This window comes from Saccharothrix saharensis, assembly GCF_006716745.1.
Classification (GTDB): domain Bacteria; phylum Actinomycetota; class Actinomycetes; order Mycobacteriales; family Pseudonocardiaceae; genus Actinosynnema; species Actinosynnema saharense.
On sequence record NZ_VFPP01000001.1, the window covers coordinates 166,370 to 186,642 of the forward strand.

Genomic DNA, 20,273 nt, shown 5'->3' on the forward strand with positions numbered 1-20,273 from the left:
CATGGCCGGCGAACAGGCGCTGCGTGACTACCTGAAACGAGCCGTCGCGGACGCGCAGGAGGCCCACCGGCGGCTGCGCGAGGTGGAGGACCGGGGCAGCGAGCCCATCGCCGTGGTCGGCATGGCGTGCCGGTTCGCGGGCGACGTCACCTCGCCCGACGAGCTGTGGGACCTCGTCGTCGGCGAACGGGACGCCATCTCCGGCTTCCCCGCCGACCGCGGCTGGGACGTCGACGGCATCTACCACCCCGACCCGGCGCACCCCGGCACGTCCTACGCCCGCGAAGGCGGGTTCCTGCGCCGGGTCGGCGAGTTCGACCCGAACTTCTTCGGCATCTCACCGCGGGAAGCCGTCGCGATGGACCCGCAGCAGCGGCTGCTGTTGGAGACGTCGTGGGAGGCGTTCGAGCACGCCGGCATCGACGCGACGTCGCTGCGCGGCAGCCGCACCGGCGTGTTCGTGGGGCTGAACTACCACGACTACGTGCACTCGTTGCAGAACGCGGCCGAGGACATCGCCGGGCTGGTGGGCACGGGCACGTCGGGCAGCGTGGCGTCCGGCCGCATCGCCTACACCCTCGGTCTCGAAGGCCCGGCCGTCACGATCGACACCGCGTGCTCGTCGTCGCTGGTGTCACTGCACCTGGCCGTGCAGTCGCTGCGGCAGGGCGAGTCGACCCTGGCGCTGGCCGGCGGCGTGACGATCATGGGCACGCCCGGCATGTTCGTCGAGTTCTCCCGGCAACGAGGCCTGGCCGCCGACGGCCGGTGCAAGGCGTTCTCCGCCGACGCCGACGGCACCGGCTGGGGTGAAGGTGTCGGCGTGCTCGTCCTCGAACGCCTGTCCGACGCGCGCCGGCACGGCCACCGGGTGCTCGCCGTGGTGCGCGGCAGCGCGGTCAACCAGGACGGCGCGTCCAACGGGTTGACCGCGCCCAACGGCCCGGCCCAGCAACGCGTGATCCGCGCCGCCCTCGGCAACGCCCGCCTGGCCTCCGACGAGGTGGACGTCGTCGAGGCACACGGCACCGGGACGTCGCTCGGCGACCCCATCGAGGCGCAGGCGCTGCTCGCCACCTACGGCCGGCAGCGACCCGCCGACCGACCGTTGTGGCTCGGCACGGTGAAGTCGAACATCGGTCACACGCAGGCGGCGGCGGGTGTTGCCGGGATCATCAAGATGGTCATGGCGATGCGGCACGGCGTGCTGCCCCGAACCCTGCACGTGGCGTCACCGACACCGCAGGTCGACTGGTCGGCCGGCGCGGTGTCGCTGCTCACGTCGGCCCGCCCGTGGGACTCGGGTGACCAGCCGCGCCGGGCGGCGGTGTCGTCGTTCGGCATCAGCGGCACGAACGCGCACGTCATCCTCGAACAGGCCCCCGCCGCCGACCCGGCCCCGGAACCGGCCACGAGCGGGCTGCCGCTGCCGTTCCTGCTGTCGGCGCGCACGGACTCGGCGTTGCCCCCGCAGGCCGCGCGGCTGCTGGAGCGGGTCGACGGCGTGTCGCTGCACGACCTCGGGTGGTCGTTGGCCACCACGCGGGCCGGGTTGGCGCGGCGCGCGGTGGTGGTCGCCGCGGATGCCGCCGAGTTGACGCGGGGGTTGGCCGGGTTGGCGACCGGTGACGTGCCCGCCGGTGTGCTGGTGGACTCCGTCACGGCCGGGCGCACGGCGTTCCTGTTCACCGGTCAGGGTGCGCAGCGGGTGGGGATGGGTCGGGAGCTGTACTCGGCGTTCCCGGTGTTCGCTTCGGCTTTCGATGAGGTGCTGTCCGCTCTGGACCCGGCTCTCCGCGACGTGATGTGGAGCGATGCGGATCGCCTGAGCCAGACGGAGTTCACGCAGCCGGGATTGTTCGCGTTCGAGGTGGCTCTGTTCCGCTTGCTTGAAGCATGGGGCATCCGTCCGGACTTCGTGGCCGGTCACTCGATCGGTGAGATCGCCGCCGCTCACGTCTCTGGTGTGTTGTCCCTTGCCGATGCCGCCCGCTTGGTGACGGCTCGTGGTCGTCTGATGCAGGCTTTGCCCGCTGGTGGCGCGATGGTGTCGTTGCGGGCCGGTGAGGATGATGTCCGGGCTGTGCTGACCGACGAGGTGGGTATCGCGGCGGTCAACGGTCCGCGTTCGGTGGTTGTCTCGGGCTCGGAAGCGGCGGTGGATGCGCTGGTTGCGCGTCTGGACGTGAAGTCGAAGCGGTTGCGGGTGAGTCATGCTTTCCACTCGCCGTTGATGGCTCCGATGCTCGCGGAGTTCCGCGCTGTGGTGTCGGGGTTAACCTTCAACGTTCCACAGATCCCGTTCGTGTCGACGGTTTTGTCGGACCTGTCGAGTAGCGTTGTAAACAGGGTTCCCCTGGGCGGGGACCCTTCCGCAGGCGCGGCGTTCGACGCCGAGTACTGGGTGCGGCACGTCAGCGCGACGGTGCGGTTCGGTGACGCGGTGCGCGGGCTCGAAGCGCAGGGCGTGACGACGTTCCTGGAGGTCGGGCCGGACGGTGTGCTGGCGGCGATGGGGCAGGAGTCGCTGACGTCGGACGTGCCGGCGCTCGTCGCGTCCCAGCGCAAGGACCGGCCGGAATTGCGCACGCTGGTCGAGGCGGTCGCGCGGCTCGTGGCGCGCGGTGTGAAGGTGGAGTGGGACGCCTGGTTCCCCGGCGGCCGCCCTGTCGAGTTGCCGACCTACGCGTTCGAACGTCGCCGCTACTGGCCCACGCCCGCGTCGTCGGTCGGTGATGTGGCGTCGGCGGGGCTGGGCGCGGCCGAGCACCCGTTGCTCGGCGCGGTGGTGGCGGTGCCCGAGTCCGGTGGGACGTTGTTCTCCGGGCGGATCTCCGTGCACAGCCACCCGTGGCTGGCCGACCACGTGGTGCTCGGGTCGACGTTGCTGCCCGGCACGGCGTTCCTCGAACTGGCCCTGCGCGCCGCCGACGAGGTGGGCTGTGCGGCGGTCGCCGAGCTGACGTTGGGCGCGCCGCTCGTCCTCCCCCCGGACGGCGCCGTGCAGCTGCAGGTGCTCGTCGGTGCGGACGACGGGACGGGACGTCGGTCGATCAGCGTCCACTCCCGTGACGGCGGCGACTGGACCCGGCACGCGGGTGGCGTGCTCACCACCGAGCCGCGCGAGGAACCGGCACCGCTCGACGAGTGGCCGCCGCCGGGTGAACCGGTGGACGTCGACGGTTTCTACCCCGGTCTGGCCGCGAACGGCTTCGGTTACGGGCCGGTGTTCCAGGGGTTGGCGGCGGCGTGGCGGGTTGGCGACGAGGTGTTCGCCGAAGTGGTCCTGCCCGACGGGTTGCGGCCGGAGCGGTTCGGGCTGCACCCGGCGTTGCTGGACGCCGCCCTGCACGCGGTCGGCCTGGGGCGGTTCGTCGGAGAGCGGGGACAGGCGCAGTTGCCGTTCAGCTGGGCCGGGGTGGCGCTGCACGCGTCCGGCGCGTCGGCGTTGCGGGTCCGGCTGACGCCGAGCGGTTCCGGCGTGTCCGTGGTCGTGGCGGACGGCACGGGCGCGCCGGTCGCGTCCGTCGAGCAGTTGACGCTGCGGCCCGTGTCGGTCGAGCAGTTGGCCGCCGACGTCGACTCCCTGTTCCGGGTCGAGTGGGTCGGTGTCCCGCACGACGGCGCGGAGCCGATCGCGGTGCACGAGGTCGTGCGGCCCGAGGGCGACGCGCCCACAGCCGCCCGTGCTGTCGTCAACGACGTCCTGGCGCGGCTGCGCGAGGTGCTGGCCGAGGAGGACGCGCGGCTCGCGGTCGTGACGCGGGGCGCGGTCTCGGTGGCGGGGGAGGACGTCGACCCGGTCACCGCCGCGGTGTGGGGCGTGATGCGGTCGGCGCAGACCGAGCACCCCGGCCGGTTCGTGCTGCTCGACACGGACGCCGATGTGGTCGACGTGCCCGCGGCCGACGAGCCGCAGCTCGCCGTGCGCGGCGGTCGGGTGTTCGCGCCGCGCCTGGCGCGCGTGCCCGCGACCGGCGAACCGACGTGGCACGCCGACGACCGCGTGCTGGTCACCGGCGGCACGGGCACGTTGGGCGCGATGATCGCCGAGCACCTGGTGACGCGGGGCGTGCGGACCCTGGTCCTGACCAGCCGGCGTGGACCGGACGCGCCCGGAGCCGACGAGCTGGTGGCGCGGCTGGCCGCACTCGGCGCCGACGTCGAGGTGGTCGCGTGCGACGTGGCGGACCGCGACGCCGTGGCCCGCCTCGCCGAACAGCGCTTCACCGGTGTCGTGCACACCGCGGGCGTGGTGGACGACGGCGTGGTGACCGCGTTGACCCCGGACCGGGTCGACGGCGTGTTCCGGCCGAAGGTCGACGCGGCCTGGCACCTGCACGAACTGCTCGGCGACGTGCGCGCCTTCGTGCTCTACTCCGCGGCCGCCGGCGTGGTCGGCGGACCCGGCCAGGGCAACTACGCGGCGGCGAACGCGTTCCTCGACGGCCTCGCCCAGCACCGCCACGCCCGCGGGCTGCCCGCCGTGTCGCTGGCGTGGGGGCTGTGGGCCGAGCGCAGCGGCATGACCGGCGACCTCACCGAAGCGGACCTGCGGCGGATGTCCCGCGAAGGTGTGGCCGCGCTGTCGACCGCCGAAGGGCTGCGGCTGTTCGACGCCGCCACGGCCGCGGGTGCGCCGGCGGTGGTGCCGATCAAGTTCGACCCGCGCGCGATGACCGACGCCGTGCCGCCGTTGTTCCGGGGCCTGGTCCGCGGACCGTCGCGCCGCACGGCCACCGCCGCGCCCACCCTGACCGGGCTGGGGCGCAAGCTCGCCGGCCTGGCCGAGGCCGAGCGTGACGCGGTGCTGGTGGACGTGGTGATCACGCAGGTCGCGGGCGTGCTCGGGTACGCCGACGGCTCGGCGATCGCCGCCGACCGCGCCTTCTCCGACCTCGGGTTCGACTCGCTGATGGCCGTCGAGCTGCGCAACCGCCTCGCCGCCACGACCGGGGCCCGACTGCCCGCGACGCTGGTGTTCGACTACCCGACGCCGGCCGCCGTGGTCGGTCTGCTGCGCGCGGAGCTGGTGGGGGAACGGGCGGTCGACGCGCCCACGCGGCGTCGGGTGGTGACCGACGACGACCCGATCGTGATCGTCGGCCTGGCGTGCCGTTACCCCGGTGGTGTGACGAGCCCGGACGGCTTGTGGCGGTTGGTGGCGGAAGGACGGGACGGGATCACCCGGTTCCCGACCAACCGCGACTGGGACGTGGACGGCCTCTACGACCCCGAACCGGGCAAGCCCGGCAAGACCTACACCCGTGAGGGCGGGTTCCTGCACGAGGCGGCCGACTTCGACGCGGCGTTCTTCGGCATCTCACCCCGTGAGGCGATGGCGATGGACCCCCAGCAGCGGCTGCTGTTGGAGACGTCGTGGGAGGCGTTGGAGCACGCGGGCATCGACCCGGTGACGTTGCGCGGCAGCCGGACCGGGGTGTTCGCGGGCGTGATGTACCACGACTACGGCCGGTTCCTGGTCGAAGGAGGCGAGGAGCTGGCCGCGTTCGCGGGCACCGGCGTGGCGGGCAGCGTGGCGTCCGGCCGCGTGTCCTACGCGCTCGGACTGGAAGGTCCCGCGGTCACGGTCGACACGGCGTGCTCGTCGTCCCTGGTCGCGTTGCACCTCGCCGCGCAGGCACTGCGGCAGGGCGAGTGCGACCTGGCGTTGGCCGGCGGTGTCGCGGTGATGGCCACGCCGACCACGTTCGTCGACTTCAGCCGGCAGCGCGGCCTGGCCGCCGACGGCCGCTGCAAGTCGTTCGCCGAAGCCGCCGACGGCACCGGCTGGGGCGAAGGCGTCGGCATGATCCTGGTCGAACGCCTGTCGGACGCCCGCCGCAACGGGCACACCGTGCTGGCGGTGGTGCGCGGTAGCGCGGTGAACCAGGACGGCGCGTCCAACGGGTTGACCGCGCCGAACGGCCCGTCGCAGCAGCGGGTGATCCGCGCGGCCCTCGCCTCGGCCGGTTTGACCACCTCGGACGTCGACGTGGTCGAGGCGCACGGCACCGGCACGACGTTGGGCGACCCGATCGAGGCCCAGGCGTTGATCGCGACCTACGGCGCCGAACGATCCGGAGAGCCGCTCTGGCTCGGTTCGATCAAGTCGAACATCGGCCACACGCAGTCCGCGGCGGGTGCGGCGGCCGTGATCAAGGTCGTGCAGGCGCTGCGGCACGGGCTGCTGCCGAAGACGCTGCACGTGGACGTGCCGTCCGCCAAGGTCGACTGGGACGCGGGCGCGGTCGAGCTGCTCACGTCGGCGCGGCCGTGGCCGCGGGTGACGCGACCGCGTCGGGCCGGGATCTCGTCGTTCGGCATCAGCGGCACGAACGCGCACGTGATCCTGGAGCAAGCGCCGGACGAGCCCGCGGCGGCCCCGGCGGAGACCGGTCTCGTGCCGTGGGTGCTGTCCGCGAAGACGCCTGCCGCGCTGGCCGGTCAGGCGGCGAAGCTGCGGGACTGGGCCGAGGGCGCGGACGTGGCGCCGGTCGACGTCGGCCGGTCGTTGCTGCGGCGCACGATGTTCGAGCACCGGGCCGTGGTGGTCGGCGGTGACCTGGCGGACCTGCGTGACGGCCTGGCCGCGGTCGCGCGCGCCGAGTCGTCCCCGGTGGTGCCGGGCAAGTTGGCGTTCCTGTTCACCGGTCAGGGTGCGCAGCGGATGGGTATGGGCCGGGAGTTGTACTCGGCGTTCCCGGTGTTCGCTTCGGCCTTTGACGAGGTGTGCGCGGAGTTGGACCCGTCGTTGCGTGAGGTGTTGTGGAGTTCCGAGCGGATCGATCGGACGGAGTTCGCGCAGCCGGGGTTGTTCGCGTTCGAGGTGGCTCTGTTCCGGTTGTTGGAGTCGTGGGGCGTGCGCCCGGACTTCCTGGCGGGCCACTCGGTCGGCGAGATCGCTGCCGCGCACGTTTCCGGTGTGTTGTCCCTGGCCGACGCCGCTCGTCTGGTCACGGCTCGTGGTCGGCTGATGCAGGCGTTGCCGACGGGTGGCGCGATGGTGGCGGTGCAGGCGACCGAGGCCGAGGTGCTGCCGCTGCTGCCGTCGGGTGCGGGGATCGCCGCGGTGAACGGGCCGAACGCCGTCGTCGTGTCCGGCGCGGAGGACGCGGTGGAGAAGGTGCTGGCAGGACTGCCGGGCCGCAAGTCCAAGCGGTTGCGGGTGAGTCACGCTTTCCACTCGCCGTTGATGGCCCCGATGCTGGACGGGTTCCGGGCGGTCGCGTCGTCCTTGGTCTACAACGATCCACAGATCCCGATCGTGTCCACGGTGTTGTCGGACGGTTCGAGTAGCGTTGAAAACAGGGATCCCCTGGGCGGGGACCCTTCCGCAGGCGCGGTGTTCGACGCCGAGTACTGGGTGCGGCACGTGATGGCGGCGGTGAGGTTCCGGGACGCGGTCCGCGTGCTGGAAGCGCAGGGCGTCACCACGTTCTTCGAGGTCGGCCCGGACGGTGTGCTCACCGCGATGGGGCAGGACTGCCTGACCACCGATGGACCGGTGTTGATCGCCTCCCAGCGCAAGGACCGCCCGGAGGACCGGGTGCTGCTGGACGCCGTCGGCCGTCTCTGCGCACGCGGGCAGCACGTCGACTGGTCGCCGTTGGTCGCGGGAGGTCGGCTGGTGCAGGTGCCGACCTACGCGTTCCAGCACGAGGAGTTCTGGCCGAAGGTGTCCGCGTCGGCCGGTGACGTGACGGCGGCCGGGCTCGTGTCGGCCGGGCACCCGGTGCTGGGTGCGGCGGTGTCGTTGCCGGAGGACGGCGGCGTGGTGCTCACCGGCCGGTTGTCGGCGAGCACCCAGCCGTGGCTGGCCGAGCACGACGTGGTGCCGTCGTCGGTGTTCGTGGAACTGGCCGTGCGCGCGGGCGACGAGGTCGGCTGCGACCGGATCGACGAGCTGGTCACCGAGACCTGGTGCGTGCTGCCCGCCAACGGGCTGCGGGTGCAGGTGGTCGTCGGCGCCCCCGACGAGCTGGGCAAGCGGTCGGTCGCCGTCTACTCGCGCGGCGAAGACGACTGGACCCGGCACGCCACGGGCACGGTGGCCGCGTCCCGACCCGCGGCCGAACGCCCGGCGGCGGACGGTGACGTGGTCGGCGACGTGAGCCTGCTCGACGCCTCCGGGTTCGGCATCCACCCCAACCTGCTGGACGAAGCCGCGCGCCTGGTGTCCGACGACCTGCTCCCGGCCACCTGGCGCGGCGTCACCCTGCACGCCACCGGCGCGACCGAGCTGCACGTGCGGATGACGCCCAACGGTGACGGCACGTGGGCGCTGCTCGCCTCGGACGGCACGGGCGCGCCGGTCGTGACCGCCGACGAAGTCGGGCTGCGCGCACCGGAACCCGTCACCGGCGGCGTCGACTCGCTGTTCCGGGTCGAGTGGAAGCAGGTCGAGCCAGGGCGGGCCGTGCCGGACCACGAGGTCGTGACCGTGACGACGGACGGCCCGGTGCCTGTGGCGGCACGTGACGCGGTCTGCCGGGTGCTGGGAATGCTCCAGCAGTGGCTCGCCGAGGAACGGTCCGAGCTGCTGGTCGTCCACACGCTCGCCGTCGACCCGGCCGCCGCCGCGGTGTGGGGTTTGGTGCGGTCGGCGCAGTCCGAGCACCCGGGCCGGTTCGTGCTGGTGGAGGGCGATGACGTCGCGCTCGCGCTGAGCGTGGACGAGCCGCAGGTGGCCGTTCGCGACGGGAAGGTGTTCGTGCCCCGACTGGTGCGCGTGTCCGGCACGCCCGTCGACGCCGACTGGTCGGGCAAGGTGCTGATCACCGGCGGCACGGGCGCGTTGGGCGCGGTCGCGGCCCGGCACCTCGCGGCACGCGGTGCGCGCGAGCTGGTGTTGACCAGTCGTCGCGGCATCGAGGCGCCAGGTGCCGGCGAGTTGGTGGCCGACCTCGAGGACTTGGGTGTCGAGGTCACCGTCGTGGCGTGTGACGTGGCCGATCGTGAGGCGGTCGAGAAGTTGGTGGCCGATCACTCGTTCACGGGTGTGGTGCACACGGCGGGTGTGGTGGATGACGGTGTGGTGACCGGGTTGACGCCGGAGCGGGTCGATGCGGTGTTCCGGCCGAAGGTGGACGCGGCCTGGCACCTGCACGAGCTGGTCGGGGACGTGCGGAACTTCGTCCTGTACTCGTCGGCCGCTGGTGTGTTCGGCGCGGCGGGTCAGGGGAACTACGCGGCGGCCAACGCGTTCCTGGACGCTTTGGCGCGGCTTCGTCGCGCGAACGGGCTGCCGGCGACGTCCCTGGCCTGGGGTTTGTGGGCCGACCCGTCCGGCATCACGAGCACGTTGGACGAGAACGACCGGCAGCGCATGGCGCGGTCCGGCATGACGGCGCTGTCCGCGGACGACGGCATGCGGCTGTTCGACGCGGCACTCGCCCACGACCTGCCCGCGGTCGCGCCGGTGCGGGTGGACCGGAAAGCCCTGGCGGGCGCGGTGCCGCCGCTGTTCCGGGAGCTGGTGCGCGGCACGAGGCGCGCGGCCCGGTCCGGGATCAAGGGCGGTCTGCGGGAACGGCTCACCGACGTCGCCCCCGCCGACCGCGAACGCACCCTGGTCGACCTGGTCAGCGCGGCCGTCGCCGACGTGCTCGGCTACCAGGGTCGGGTCGACGCCGGGCGCGCGTTCCAGGAGCTGGGCTTCGACTCGTTGACGGCCGTGGAGCTGCGCAACCGGCTCAACGCCGAAACCGGCCTCCAGCTGCCCGCGACGCTCGTCTTCGACCACCCCAACACCGCCGCCCTGGCCGCCCACCTCGACAGTGAGCTCGGCGGCGGCGACGAGCACGACGTGCTGGCCGCCCTGGACCGGCTGGCCGCCGAACTCACGGCGGTGACGGGCGAGGACGACACGCACACCGAGATCACCCGACGTCTCGAAGACCTGCTCGCCCAGCACCGCCGCAACCGCCCGACCGCGGGCGAACCGGACCACAGCGACGTCCGGGACGCCTCGGTGGAGGAACTGCTCGACGTGTTCGACAAGGAATTCGGTCGCTCGTGAGGCACCGGTCGACTGAGACGAAAGGACTGATCCAGGTGTCGAACGAGGACAAGCTCGTCTCGTACCTCAAGCAGGCGACGATCGACCTGCGCGAGAGCAGGCGCCGGATCCACGAGCTGGAGTCCGAGCCGATCGCCGTCGTCGGCATGGCGTGCCGGTTCCCCGGCGGTGTCGGCACGCCGGAGCAGCTGTGGGAGCTGGTGTCCGGCGGCACGGCCGCCGTGTCGCCGTTCCCCACCGACCGGGGCTGGGACGTGGACGCGATCTACCACCCGGACCCCTCGCACGAAGGCACCTCGTACGTGCGGGAGGCGTCGTTCCTGAGCGACGTCGCGGACTTCGACCCCGCGTTCTTCGGGATCTCGCCGCGTGAGGCGTTGGCGATGGACCCGCAGCAGCGGTTGTTGTTGGAGACGTCGTGGGAGGCGATCGAACGGGCCGGCATCGATCCGACGTCGTTGCGCGGCGCGAAGGTCGGCGTGTTCGCGGGCATGAACGGGCAGGACTACGTCGCCCACCTGCAGGGCGCGGGTGACGAGGTCGCCGGGTTCATCGGCACCGGCACGGCCGCCAGCGTCGCCTCCGGCAGGGTCGCGTACACGTTGGGGCTGGAGGGCCCCGCGCTCACGATCGACACGGCGTGCTCGTCGTCGCTCGTCGCGCTGCACCTCGCGATGGGATCGCTGCGGCACGGTGAGAGCGAGATGGCTCTCGTGGGCGGCGTGACCGTGATGACCCTGCCCGAGATCTTCGTGGAGTTCAGCAGGCAGCGCGGGCTGGCCCCGGACGGCCGGATCAAGGCGTTCGCGGGCGGGGCGGACGGCACGGCGTGGGGCGAGGGCGTCGGGATGCTGCTGGTCGAGCGGCTGTCCGACGCACAGCGCAAGGGACATCCCGTGCTCGCGGTCGTGCGGGGCAGCGCGGTGAACCAGGACGGCGCGTCGAACGGGTTGACCGCGCCGAACGGTCCGTCGCAGCAGCGGGTGATCCGGGCGGCGCTGGCCGCGGCCGGTTTGACCGCTTCGGACGTCGACGCGGTGGAGGCGCACGGTACGGGTACGACGTTGGGTGATCCGATCGAGGCGCAGGCGTTGTTGGCGACTTACGGTCAGGGTCGTGGTGGTGAGCCGTTGTGGTTGGGGTCGGTGAAGTCGAACATCGGTCACACGCAGGCGGCGGCGGGTGTTGCCGGGATCATCAAGATGGTCATGGCGATGCGGCACGGTGTGTTGCCGCCGACGTTGAACGTGGACGAGCCGACACCGCAGGTCGACTGGTCGGCCGGCGCTGTCTCGCTGCTCACCTCGGCCCGCACCTGGCCCGCCGTCGACCGGCCGCGTCGGATCGGGGTGTCGTCGTTCGGGATCAGCGGCACGAACGCCCACGTCATCGTGGAGCAGTACGTGCCCGAGCCGGTGGAGCGGCCGACGCCGACCGGTGGTGTCGTGCCGTGGGTGCTGTCGGCGAAGTCGGCCGGTGCGTTGACGGGCCAGGCCACACGGCTGCTCGCGGCCGTCGGGGACACCCCGGCTGCGGACATCGCGTACTCGTTGGCGACCACGCGTGCCGCGTTCGAGCACCGCGCCGTGGTGGTGGGGGAGCAGGCGGACCTCGTTCGGGGACTGACCGCGTTCGTGGACGGTTCGGGCGGCATCCGGGACGTCGCACGGCCCGGTCGGGTGGCGTTCCTGTTCACGGGTCAGGGTGCGCAGCGGGTGGGGATGGGTCGCGAGCTGTACCGCGCGTTCCCCGCGTTCGCTTCGGCGTTCGACGAGGTGTGCGCGGTTCTGGACCCGGCTCTGCGCGAGGTGATGTGGGAGGACGCGGATCGGCTCGATCAGACCGGGTTCACGCAGCCGGGTTTGTTCGCGTTCGAGGTGGCTCTGTTCCGCTTGCTGGAGTCGTGGCACATCCGTCCCGATTTCCTGGCTGGTCACTCGATCGGCGAGATCGCCGCCGCTCACGTCTCGGGTGTGCTGTCCTTGCCCGACGCGGCTCGTTTGGTGACGGCTCGTGGTCGTTTGATGCAGGCTTTGCCCGCCGGTGGTGTGATGGTGTCGTTGCAGGTCAACGAAGCTGACGTCGTGCCCTTGCTCACCGACGAGGTGGGTATCGCGGCGGTCAACGGTCCGCGTTCGGTGGTTGTCTCGGGCTCGGAAGCGGCGGTGGATGCTCTGGTGGCGCGTCTGGACGTGAAGTCGAAGCGGTTGCGGGTGAGTCATGCTTTCCACTCGCCGTTGATGGCTCCGATGCTCGCGGAGTTCCGGGCTGTGGTGTCGGGGTTGACGTTCAACGATCCACAGATCCCGTTCGTGTCTACGGTGTTGTCGGACGGTTCGAGTAGCGTTGAAAACAGGGATCCCCTGGGCGGGGACCCTTCCGCAGGCACGGTGTTCGACGCGGATTACTGGGTGCGGCACGTCAGCGCGACGGTGCGGTTCGGCGATGCGGTGCGGGCGCTGGAAGCCGAGGGCGTGAGCACGTTCCTCGAGATCGGGCCGGACGGTGTACTGGCCGCCATGGGCCAGGACTGCCTCACCACGGATGAACCAGCACTGGTCGCGGCACAGCGCAAAGACCGGTCCGAAGAGCGCGCGCTCGTCGAGGCTGTTGCCCGGATCCACGCGCGAGGCGTTCGGGTGGAGTGGGAGAGGTTCTTCGCCGGTCGGGGTGCGCGACGGGTGGACCTGCCGACCTACGCGTTCGAACGGGACCGGTTCTGGCCGCGAGGCGGGCTCGGGGCGGGTGACGTCACGGCGGCCGGGTTGGCGGCGGCACGGCACCCGTTGCTCGGTGCGGCCGTGGAGCTGCCCGAGTCCGGTGGGCTGGTGCTGACCGGGCGGTTGTCGGTCGGGGCGCAGCCGTGGCTGGCCGATCACGTGGTGATGGGGTCGGTCCTGGTGCCCGGAACCGCGTTCGTGGAGTTGGCGATCCGGGCGGGCGACGAAGCGGGCTGCGGCACGCTCGAAGAACTCACCGTCGAAGCGCCGCTCATCCTCCCGCCGAACGGCGCCGTACAGGTGCAGGTGGTGGTGGGAGCGGATGACGGCACGGGAGCGCGTTCGGTCTCCGTGTACGGGCGGGAAGGTGACGAGCCGTGGGCCCGGCACGCGACCGGCGTCCTCACCAACGCCCCGGCGGTACCGGACTTCAGCCTGACCGAGTGGCCGCCCGCGGACGCGGAGCGGATCGGGCTCGACGGCTTCTACCCCGGTCTGGCCGAGATCGGGTTCGGCTACGGACCCCTGTTCCAGGGACTGCGGGCGGCGTGGCGGCGCGACGGGCAGGTGTTCGCCGAGATCGCCCTGTCCGCCGACGGTGACGCGGCCCGGTTCGGCCTGCACCCCGCCCTGCTGGACGCGGCCGTGCACGCGGTCGCCCTCGGCGGCGCGGTCGGCGGGGCGCGGTTGCCGTTCGCGTGGCGCGACGTGACCCTGCACGCGTCCGGCGCGCCCGCCCTGCGGGTGCGGGTGTCGCCGATCGGGGACGGCGCGGCGGAGATCCTGGTCGCGGACGCCGCCGGCGCGCCGGTCGCCACCGTCGGCCACCTGGCGCTGCGGCCCATCGCGGCCGACCAGCTGTCCCGCACGCCGAAGTTCGTGGACCGGCTGTTCCAGGTCGACTGGCGGGAAGTCGACGCGCGCCAGGCCGAGCCGGTCGACCACGAGATCGTCACCGTCGAGTCGCAGGGCGGCCCGGACGGCGCGCGCGACGCGGCCCACCGGGTGCTGGCGGCGATGCAGGACTGGCTGGCCCGAGACCGGCCCCAGCCGCTGGTGGTGCGCACGCGAGGCGCGGTCGCCATCGGGGACGTGGGCGTCGCGGACGTGGGCGCGGCGGCGGCCTGGGGGCTGGTGCGGTCGGCGCAGAGCGAGAACCCGCGCCGATTCGTGCTGGTCGACACCGACGACGACGCTGCCGTAACCCAGGCGTTGGCGTTGGACGAGCCGCAGGTGGCCGTGCGGGACGGCAAGTTCTTCGTGCCGAGGCTGGCCCGGGTGCCGTCCACCGACACCGATCCGGTCTGGCACGCCGACGACCGGGTGCTGATCACCGGCGGCACGGGCGCGCTCGGCGCGCTCGTCGCCCGGCACCTCGTGACCGAGCACGGCGTGCGCAACCTCGTGGTGACCAGCCGTCGGGGCCTGGACGCCCCCGGCGCTCCCGAACTGGCCGCCGAACTGCGTGAACTGGGTGCCGAGGTGGCGGTGGTCGCGTGCGACGTCGCCGACCGCGACGCCGTGGCCAGGCTCGCCGAACACACCTTCACCGGTGTCGTGCACGCGGCCGGTGTGCTGGACGACGGCGTGATCACCGCGCTGACTCCCGAACGGGTGGACGCGGTGCTGCGGCCCAAGGTCGATGCCGCCTGGCACCTGCACGAGCTGCTGCCCGACGTGCGGAACTTCGTCCTCTACTCGTCGGCCGCGGGCGTGTTTGGTGCGGCCGGGCAGGGCAACTACGCCGCCGCGAACGCCTTCCTGGACGCGCTCGCCGAGCTTCGGCGTTCGACGGGTCGTGCGGCGACGTCCCTAGCGTGGGGTCTGTGGGCGGAGAGCAGCGGCATCACCAGCGCGCTCGGTGACGTGGACCGTCAACGCATCTCGCGCTCGGGCACCGCCCTGTCGACCGCGGACGGAATGCACCTGTTCGACATCGCGACCCGCGCCGACCGGGCGCTGCTGGTGCCCATCGAGCTGGACCTGAAGGCGATGGCGTCCGCGCCCGAGGTCCCGCCGCTGTTCCGCGGCCTGGTGCGGGCACCGGCGCGGCGGGCGGTCGAAGCGGCGGCGGTGGCCGCGAGCGGGCTGGCGCGGCAGTTGGCCGGCCTCGCCGAGGACGAGCGGGACGACGTGTTGCTCGACCTGGTCGCCTCGCAGGTCGCCGGTGTCCTCGGGTACGCGAACCCGGCGCAGGTCGAAGCCGGCCGGGCGTTCCAGGACCTGGGCTTCGACTCGCTGACGGCCGTCGAGCTGCGCAACCGGCTGAACGCGGTGACCGGGCTGCGGCTGCCCGCGACGCTGGTGTTCGACTACCCGACCCCGGCCGCCGTGGTGGGGTTGCTGCGCACCGAGCTGGTAGGGGAGGCGGCACCGGCGATCCCGACCCAGCGCCGCACGGCCACCGACCACGACCCGATCGTGATCGTCGGCATGGCCTGCCGCTACCCGGGCGGGATCGGCAACCCGGACGACCTGTGGCAGCTGGTCGCCGAAGGCCGTGACGGCATCACGCTGTTCCCCACCGACCGCGGTTGGGATGTGAACGCGCTCTACCACCCCGACCCGGAACACCAGGGCACCTCGTACACGCGCGAAGGCGGGTTCCTGCACACGGCCACCGACTTCGACCCCGGGTTCTTCGGCATCTCGCCCCGTGAGGCGGTGGCGATGGACCCCCAGCAGCGGCTGCTGTTGGAGACGTCGTGGGAGGCGTTGGAGCACGCGGGCATCGACCCGGTGACGTTGCGCGGCAGCCGGACCGGGGTGTTCGCGGGCGTCATGTACCACGACTACGTCGCCTACCTCCAGACCGCCGCCGACGACGTGGAGGGCTTCGCCGGCACCGGCACGGCGGGCAGCATCGCGTCCGGTCGCGTGGCCTACGCGTTGGGGCTGGAAGGTCCGGCGGTCACGGTCGACACGGCGTGCTCGTCGTCGCTGGTGGCGTTGCACTGGGCGGTCCAGGCGCTGCGCAGCGGCGAGTGCGACCTGGCGTTGGCCGGTGGTGTCACGGTGATGTCGACACCTGGGACGTTCGTCGACTTCAGCCGGCAGCGGGGTTTGGCCCCGGACGGCCGCTGCAAGTCGTTCGCGGGCGCGGCCGACGGCACCGGGTGGTCCGAGGGCGTGGGCATGATCCTGGTGGAGCGCCTGTCGGACGCGCGTCGCAACGGCCACGAGGTGTTGGCGGTCGTGCGGGGCAGTGCGGTGAACCAGGACGGCGCGTCCAACGGCCTCACCGCACCCAACGGCCCCTCGCAACAACGGGTCATCCGGCAAGCCCTGGCCACCGCCGGCCTGTCCACCGCGGACGTCGACGCGGTGGAGGCGCACGGCACCGGAACCATGCTCGGCGACCCCATCGAGGCGCAGGCGCTGATCGCCACCTACGGCCGTGACCGTGAGGGCGAACCGCTGCGCCTGGGCTCGATCAAGTCGAACCTGGGGCACACGCAGGCGGCGGCCGGCGCGGCCGGGATCATCAAGATGGTCATGGCCATGCGGCACGGCGTGCTGCCTAAGACGCTGCACGTGGACGAGCCGACACCTCAGGTGGACTGGGACGCCGGTGCGGTGGAGCTGCTGACGTCGGCGCGTCCGTGGGAGACGAACGGGCGTCCGCGGCGGGCCGGGGTGTCGTCGTTCGGGATCAGCGGCACGAACGCGCACGTGATCCTGGAGCAGCCGCCGGCCGCGAAGGCGGAGCCCGAACCGGAGGCGGCCGTCGTGCCGTGGGTGCTGTCGGCGAAGACATCCGAGGCGTTGTCCGGTCAGGCGGCACGGCTGTTGGACCGGGTCGACGCGCACCCCGTCGTGGACGTCGCGTTCTCGCTGGCGACGTCACGGGCGGTGTTCGAGCACCGGGCCGTGGTGGTCGGCGAGTCGGCGGACGACTTCCGGCAGGGGCTGGCCGCGATGGCGAACGGCGGCTGGGCGTCGGGCGCGGGTACCCCGAAGCCCGGTCGGCTGGCGTTCCTGTTCACGGGCCAGGGTGCGCAGCGGATGGGGATGGGTCGGGAGTTGTACTCGGCGTTCCCGGTGTTCGCTTCGGCCTTTGACGAGGTGTGCGCGGAGTTGGACCCGTCGTTGCGTGAGGTGTTGTGGAGTTCCGAGCGGATCGATCGGACGGAGTTCGCGCAGCCGGGGTTGTTCGCGGTCGAGGTGGCTCTGTTCCGGTTGTTGGAGTCGTGGGGCGTGCGCCCGGACTTCCTGGCCGGTCACTCGATCGGTGAAATCGCCGCCGCGCACGTTTCCGGTGTGTTGTCCCTGGCCGACGCCGCTCGTCTGGTCACCGCTCGTGGTCGGCTGATGCAGGCACTGCCCGCCGGCGGCGCGATGGTGTCCGTGCAGGCCACCGAGGCCGAGGTGCTCCCGCTGCTCACGGATGAGGTGAGCATCGCGGCGGTCAACGGGCCGCGATCGGTGGTCGTGTCGGGCAGTGACATCGCGGTGGAGAAGGTGCTGGCAGGACTGCCGGACCGCAAGTCGAAGCGTCTGCGCGTGAGTCATGCCTTCCACTCGCCGTTGATGGCTCCGATGCTTGACGAGTTCCGTGCGGTTGTTTCCGGGTTGACCTTCAACGATCCACAGATCCCGATCGTGTCGACGGTTTTGTCGGACCTGTCGAGTAGCGTTGAAAACAGGGATCCCCTGGGCGGGGACCCTCCCGCAGGCACGGCGTTCGACGCGGACTACTGGGTGCGGCACGTCAGTGAGACGGTGCGGTTCCAGGACGCGGTGCGGGCGCTGGAAGCCGAAGGTGTGACGACGTTCTTGGAGCTCGGGCCGGACGGTGTGCTCGCCGCCATGGGCCAGGACTGCCTCACCACCGAAGGACCGGCGCTGGTCGCGTCGCAGCGCAAGGACCGACCCGAGGACCGGGCGCTGGTCGAAGCCGTCGGTCAGCTCCACGTCCGCGGCGTCCGGGTGGACTGGCCGCGGTTCTTCGCCGGGCGTGGCGCGCGGCGCGTCGGGTTGCCCACCTACGCGTTCCAGCACGAACGGTACTGGCCGCGGCCGGCGGTGGACGTCGGTGACGTGACGGGTGCCGGGCTGGTCCCCGCCGGGCACCCGGTGCTCGGCGCGGCCGTGCCGTTGCCCGAGAACGACGGCGTGCTGCTGACCGGACGGTTGTCGGTGAGCGCCCAGCCCTGGCTGGCCGACCACGAGGTGCAGGGCGCGGTCGTGGTGCCGTCGTCGGTGTTCGTGGAGCTGGCGATCCGGGCCGGGGACGAGGTCGGCAGCCCGTGCGTGGCCGAGCTGACCACCGAGGTGCCGCTGGTGCTGCCCGATGTCGGCGGGGTCCGGGTCCAGGTCGTCGTCGGCGGCCCCGGCAACCGCACCGTGTCGGTCTATGCCCGCGCCGACCAGGCTGAAACGTGGACCCGGCACGCGACCGGTCTCCTCACCGCCGCCTCCCAGCCGGACTTCGACCTGACCGCGTGGCCGCCCGCCGGGGCGGACGCGGTGGACGTCGATCGGCTCCACGCCTCCCTGCTCGACGAGGGCGTGGACCTCGGGCCCGCGTTCCGCGACCTGCGTGCCGCCTGGAGGCACGGCGATGACGTGTACGCGGAAGTGCACGTGCCCGAGAACGACTTCGGCGTGCACCCGGCGTTGCTCGAGACCGCCGTGCACACCATCGCGGACGGCGACCTGCCCGGGTCGTGGCACGACGTGACGCTGCACGCGTCCGGTGCGACCGAACTGCGGGTGCGGCTGTCACCGGTGGGCGACGCGTGGTCGTTGACCGCGGCGGACGGCACCGGCGCGCCGGTCCTGTCCGGGCGGGTCGGGCTGCGCGCCGTCGACCCGGCGGAACTCGCCGTGCGCGAAGTGGTCGACTCCCTGTTCCGCGTCGAGTGGCACCCGGTCGAGCCGGGCCACGCGACACCGGAGCACGAGATCGTCACCGTGACGGCCGGCGGCGACGTCCCGGAGGCCGCGCGGACCGCCGCGCACCGGGTGCTGCGGTCGGTGCAGGACTGGCTGGCCGCGGAACGGACCGGGATGCTCGTCGTGCGCACGTCCGGGGTCGAGACCGACCCGGTGGCGGCGACGGTGTGGGGTCTGGTGAGGTCGGCGCAGTCGGAGCACCCGGGCCGGTTCGCGCTCGTCAACGGTGACGACGTCGCGGCGGCGTTGAGCGTCGGCGAGCCGCAGGTCGCGGTCCGGGACGGGAAGCTGTTCGTGCCCCGCCTGGTGCAGGTGGCGGCCACCGACGTCGAACCGTCCTGGAACTCCGACGACCGGGTGCTGATCACCGGTGGCACGGGCGCGTTGGGCGCTCTCGCGGCTCGCCACCTGGTGTCACGGGGTGTGCGGGACGTGGTGTTGACCAGTCGTCGCGGCATTGAGGCGCCAGGTGCCGGCGAGTTGGTGGCCGACCTCGAGAAGTCCGGCGCCCGCGTCACGGTGGTGGCGTGCGATGTGGCCGATCGTGAGGCGGTCGAGAAGTTGGTGGCCGATCACTCGTTCACGGGTGTGGTGCACACGGCGGGTGTGGTGGATGACGGTGTGGTGACCGGGTTGACGCCGGAGCGGGTCGATGCGGTGTTCCGGCCGAAGGTGGACGCGGCCTGGCACCTGCACGAGCTGGTCGGGGACGTGCGGAACTTCGTCCTGTACTCGTCGGCCGCTGGTGTGTTCGGCGCGGCGGGTCAGGGGAACTACGCGGCGGCCAACGCGTTCCTGGACGCTTTGGCGCGGCTTCGTCGCGCGAACGGGCTGCCGGCGACGTCCCTGGCCTGGGGCCTGTGGGCCGAAGCCAGTGGTATCACCGGCGGGCTCGACGACGGGGACCGCCAACGCGTCGCACGTTCCGGCATGACGGCCCTGTCGACCGACGAAGGCCTGCGGCTGTTCGACATCGCCACCGCCCTGCCCGACGCGCTGCTGGTGCCGACCCGGTTCGACGCGGCGACACTGGCGGGCGTCGGGGACGTGCCGGCGCTGTTCCGCCGCCTCGCCCGATCGTCCCGCCGCACCGCCCGCACCGGCTCCCGAAGCGGCCTGCGGGACCGTCTCCTGACCCTGTCGGCGGCCGACCGGAGCCGGGAACTGGCCGACCTGGTCGGCACGGCGGCCGCCGCCGTGCTCGGGTACGCGGGGGCGATCGACCCGCGTCGCGCGTTCCAGGAGCTGGGCTTCGACTCGTTGACCGCCGTGGAGCTGCGCAACCGGCTCAACGCCGAAACCGGCCTGCAACTGCCCGCGACGCTCGTCTTCGACCACCCGAACGCGCAGGCGCTGGCCGAGCACCTGCAAGCCGAACTGCTGCCCGACGGCGACACCGACGCGGCGGGGGAGGACCGGATCCGGCGCGTGCTCGCCGAGATCCCGCTGTCCCGGCTGCGTGACGCGGGACTGCTGGACAGCCTCCTCGAACTCGGCGGCGTCACCGCCGACACCGACGCCGGGGAGAACGCGACCGAGCGCGACTCGATCGACGTGATGGACACCGAAGCCCTGATCCTGATGGCCCTCGAAGGCGGCGGCGCCGACGAGTCGACCGAGGAAGTGTGACACCG

Annotated in this window: 2 protein-coding genes; both read left to right on the forward strand. The window is 72.5% G+C overall.

Annotated features, from left to right (window positions below):
• Position 1: 1 nt before the first annotated feature.
• Positions 2 to 10,021 carry a type I polyketide synthase gene (locus FHX81_RS00360; protein ID WP_141974663.1) on the forward strand — a complete coding sequence of 3,340 codons (10,020 nt, stop codon included), beginning with the start codon at positions 2 to 4 and terminating at the stop codon, positions 10,019 to 10,021.
• A gap of 35 nt (positions 10,022 to 10,056) precedes the next feature.
• Positions 10,057 to 20,268 carry a type I polyketide synthase gene (locus tag FHX81_RS00365; RefSeq protein WP_141974664.1) on the forward strand — a complete coding sequence of 3,404 codons (10,212 nt, stop codon included), beginning with the start codon at positions 10,057 to 10,059 and terminating at the stop codon, positions 20,266 to 20,268.
• Positions 20,269 to 20,273 lie beyond the last annotated feature (5 nt).

What these genes read in the sequence shown, in the direction of transcription:
- FHX81_RS00360 (WP_141974663.1), top strand. Translation starts at nt 2, where the DNA reads ATGGCCGGCGAACAGGCGCTGCGTGACTACCTGAAACGAGCCGTCGCG.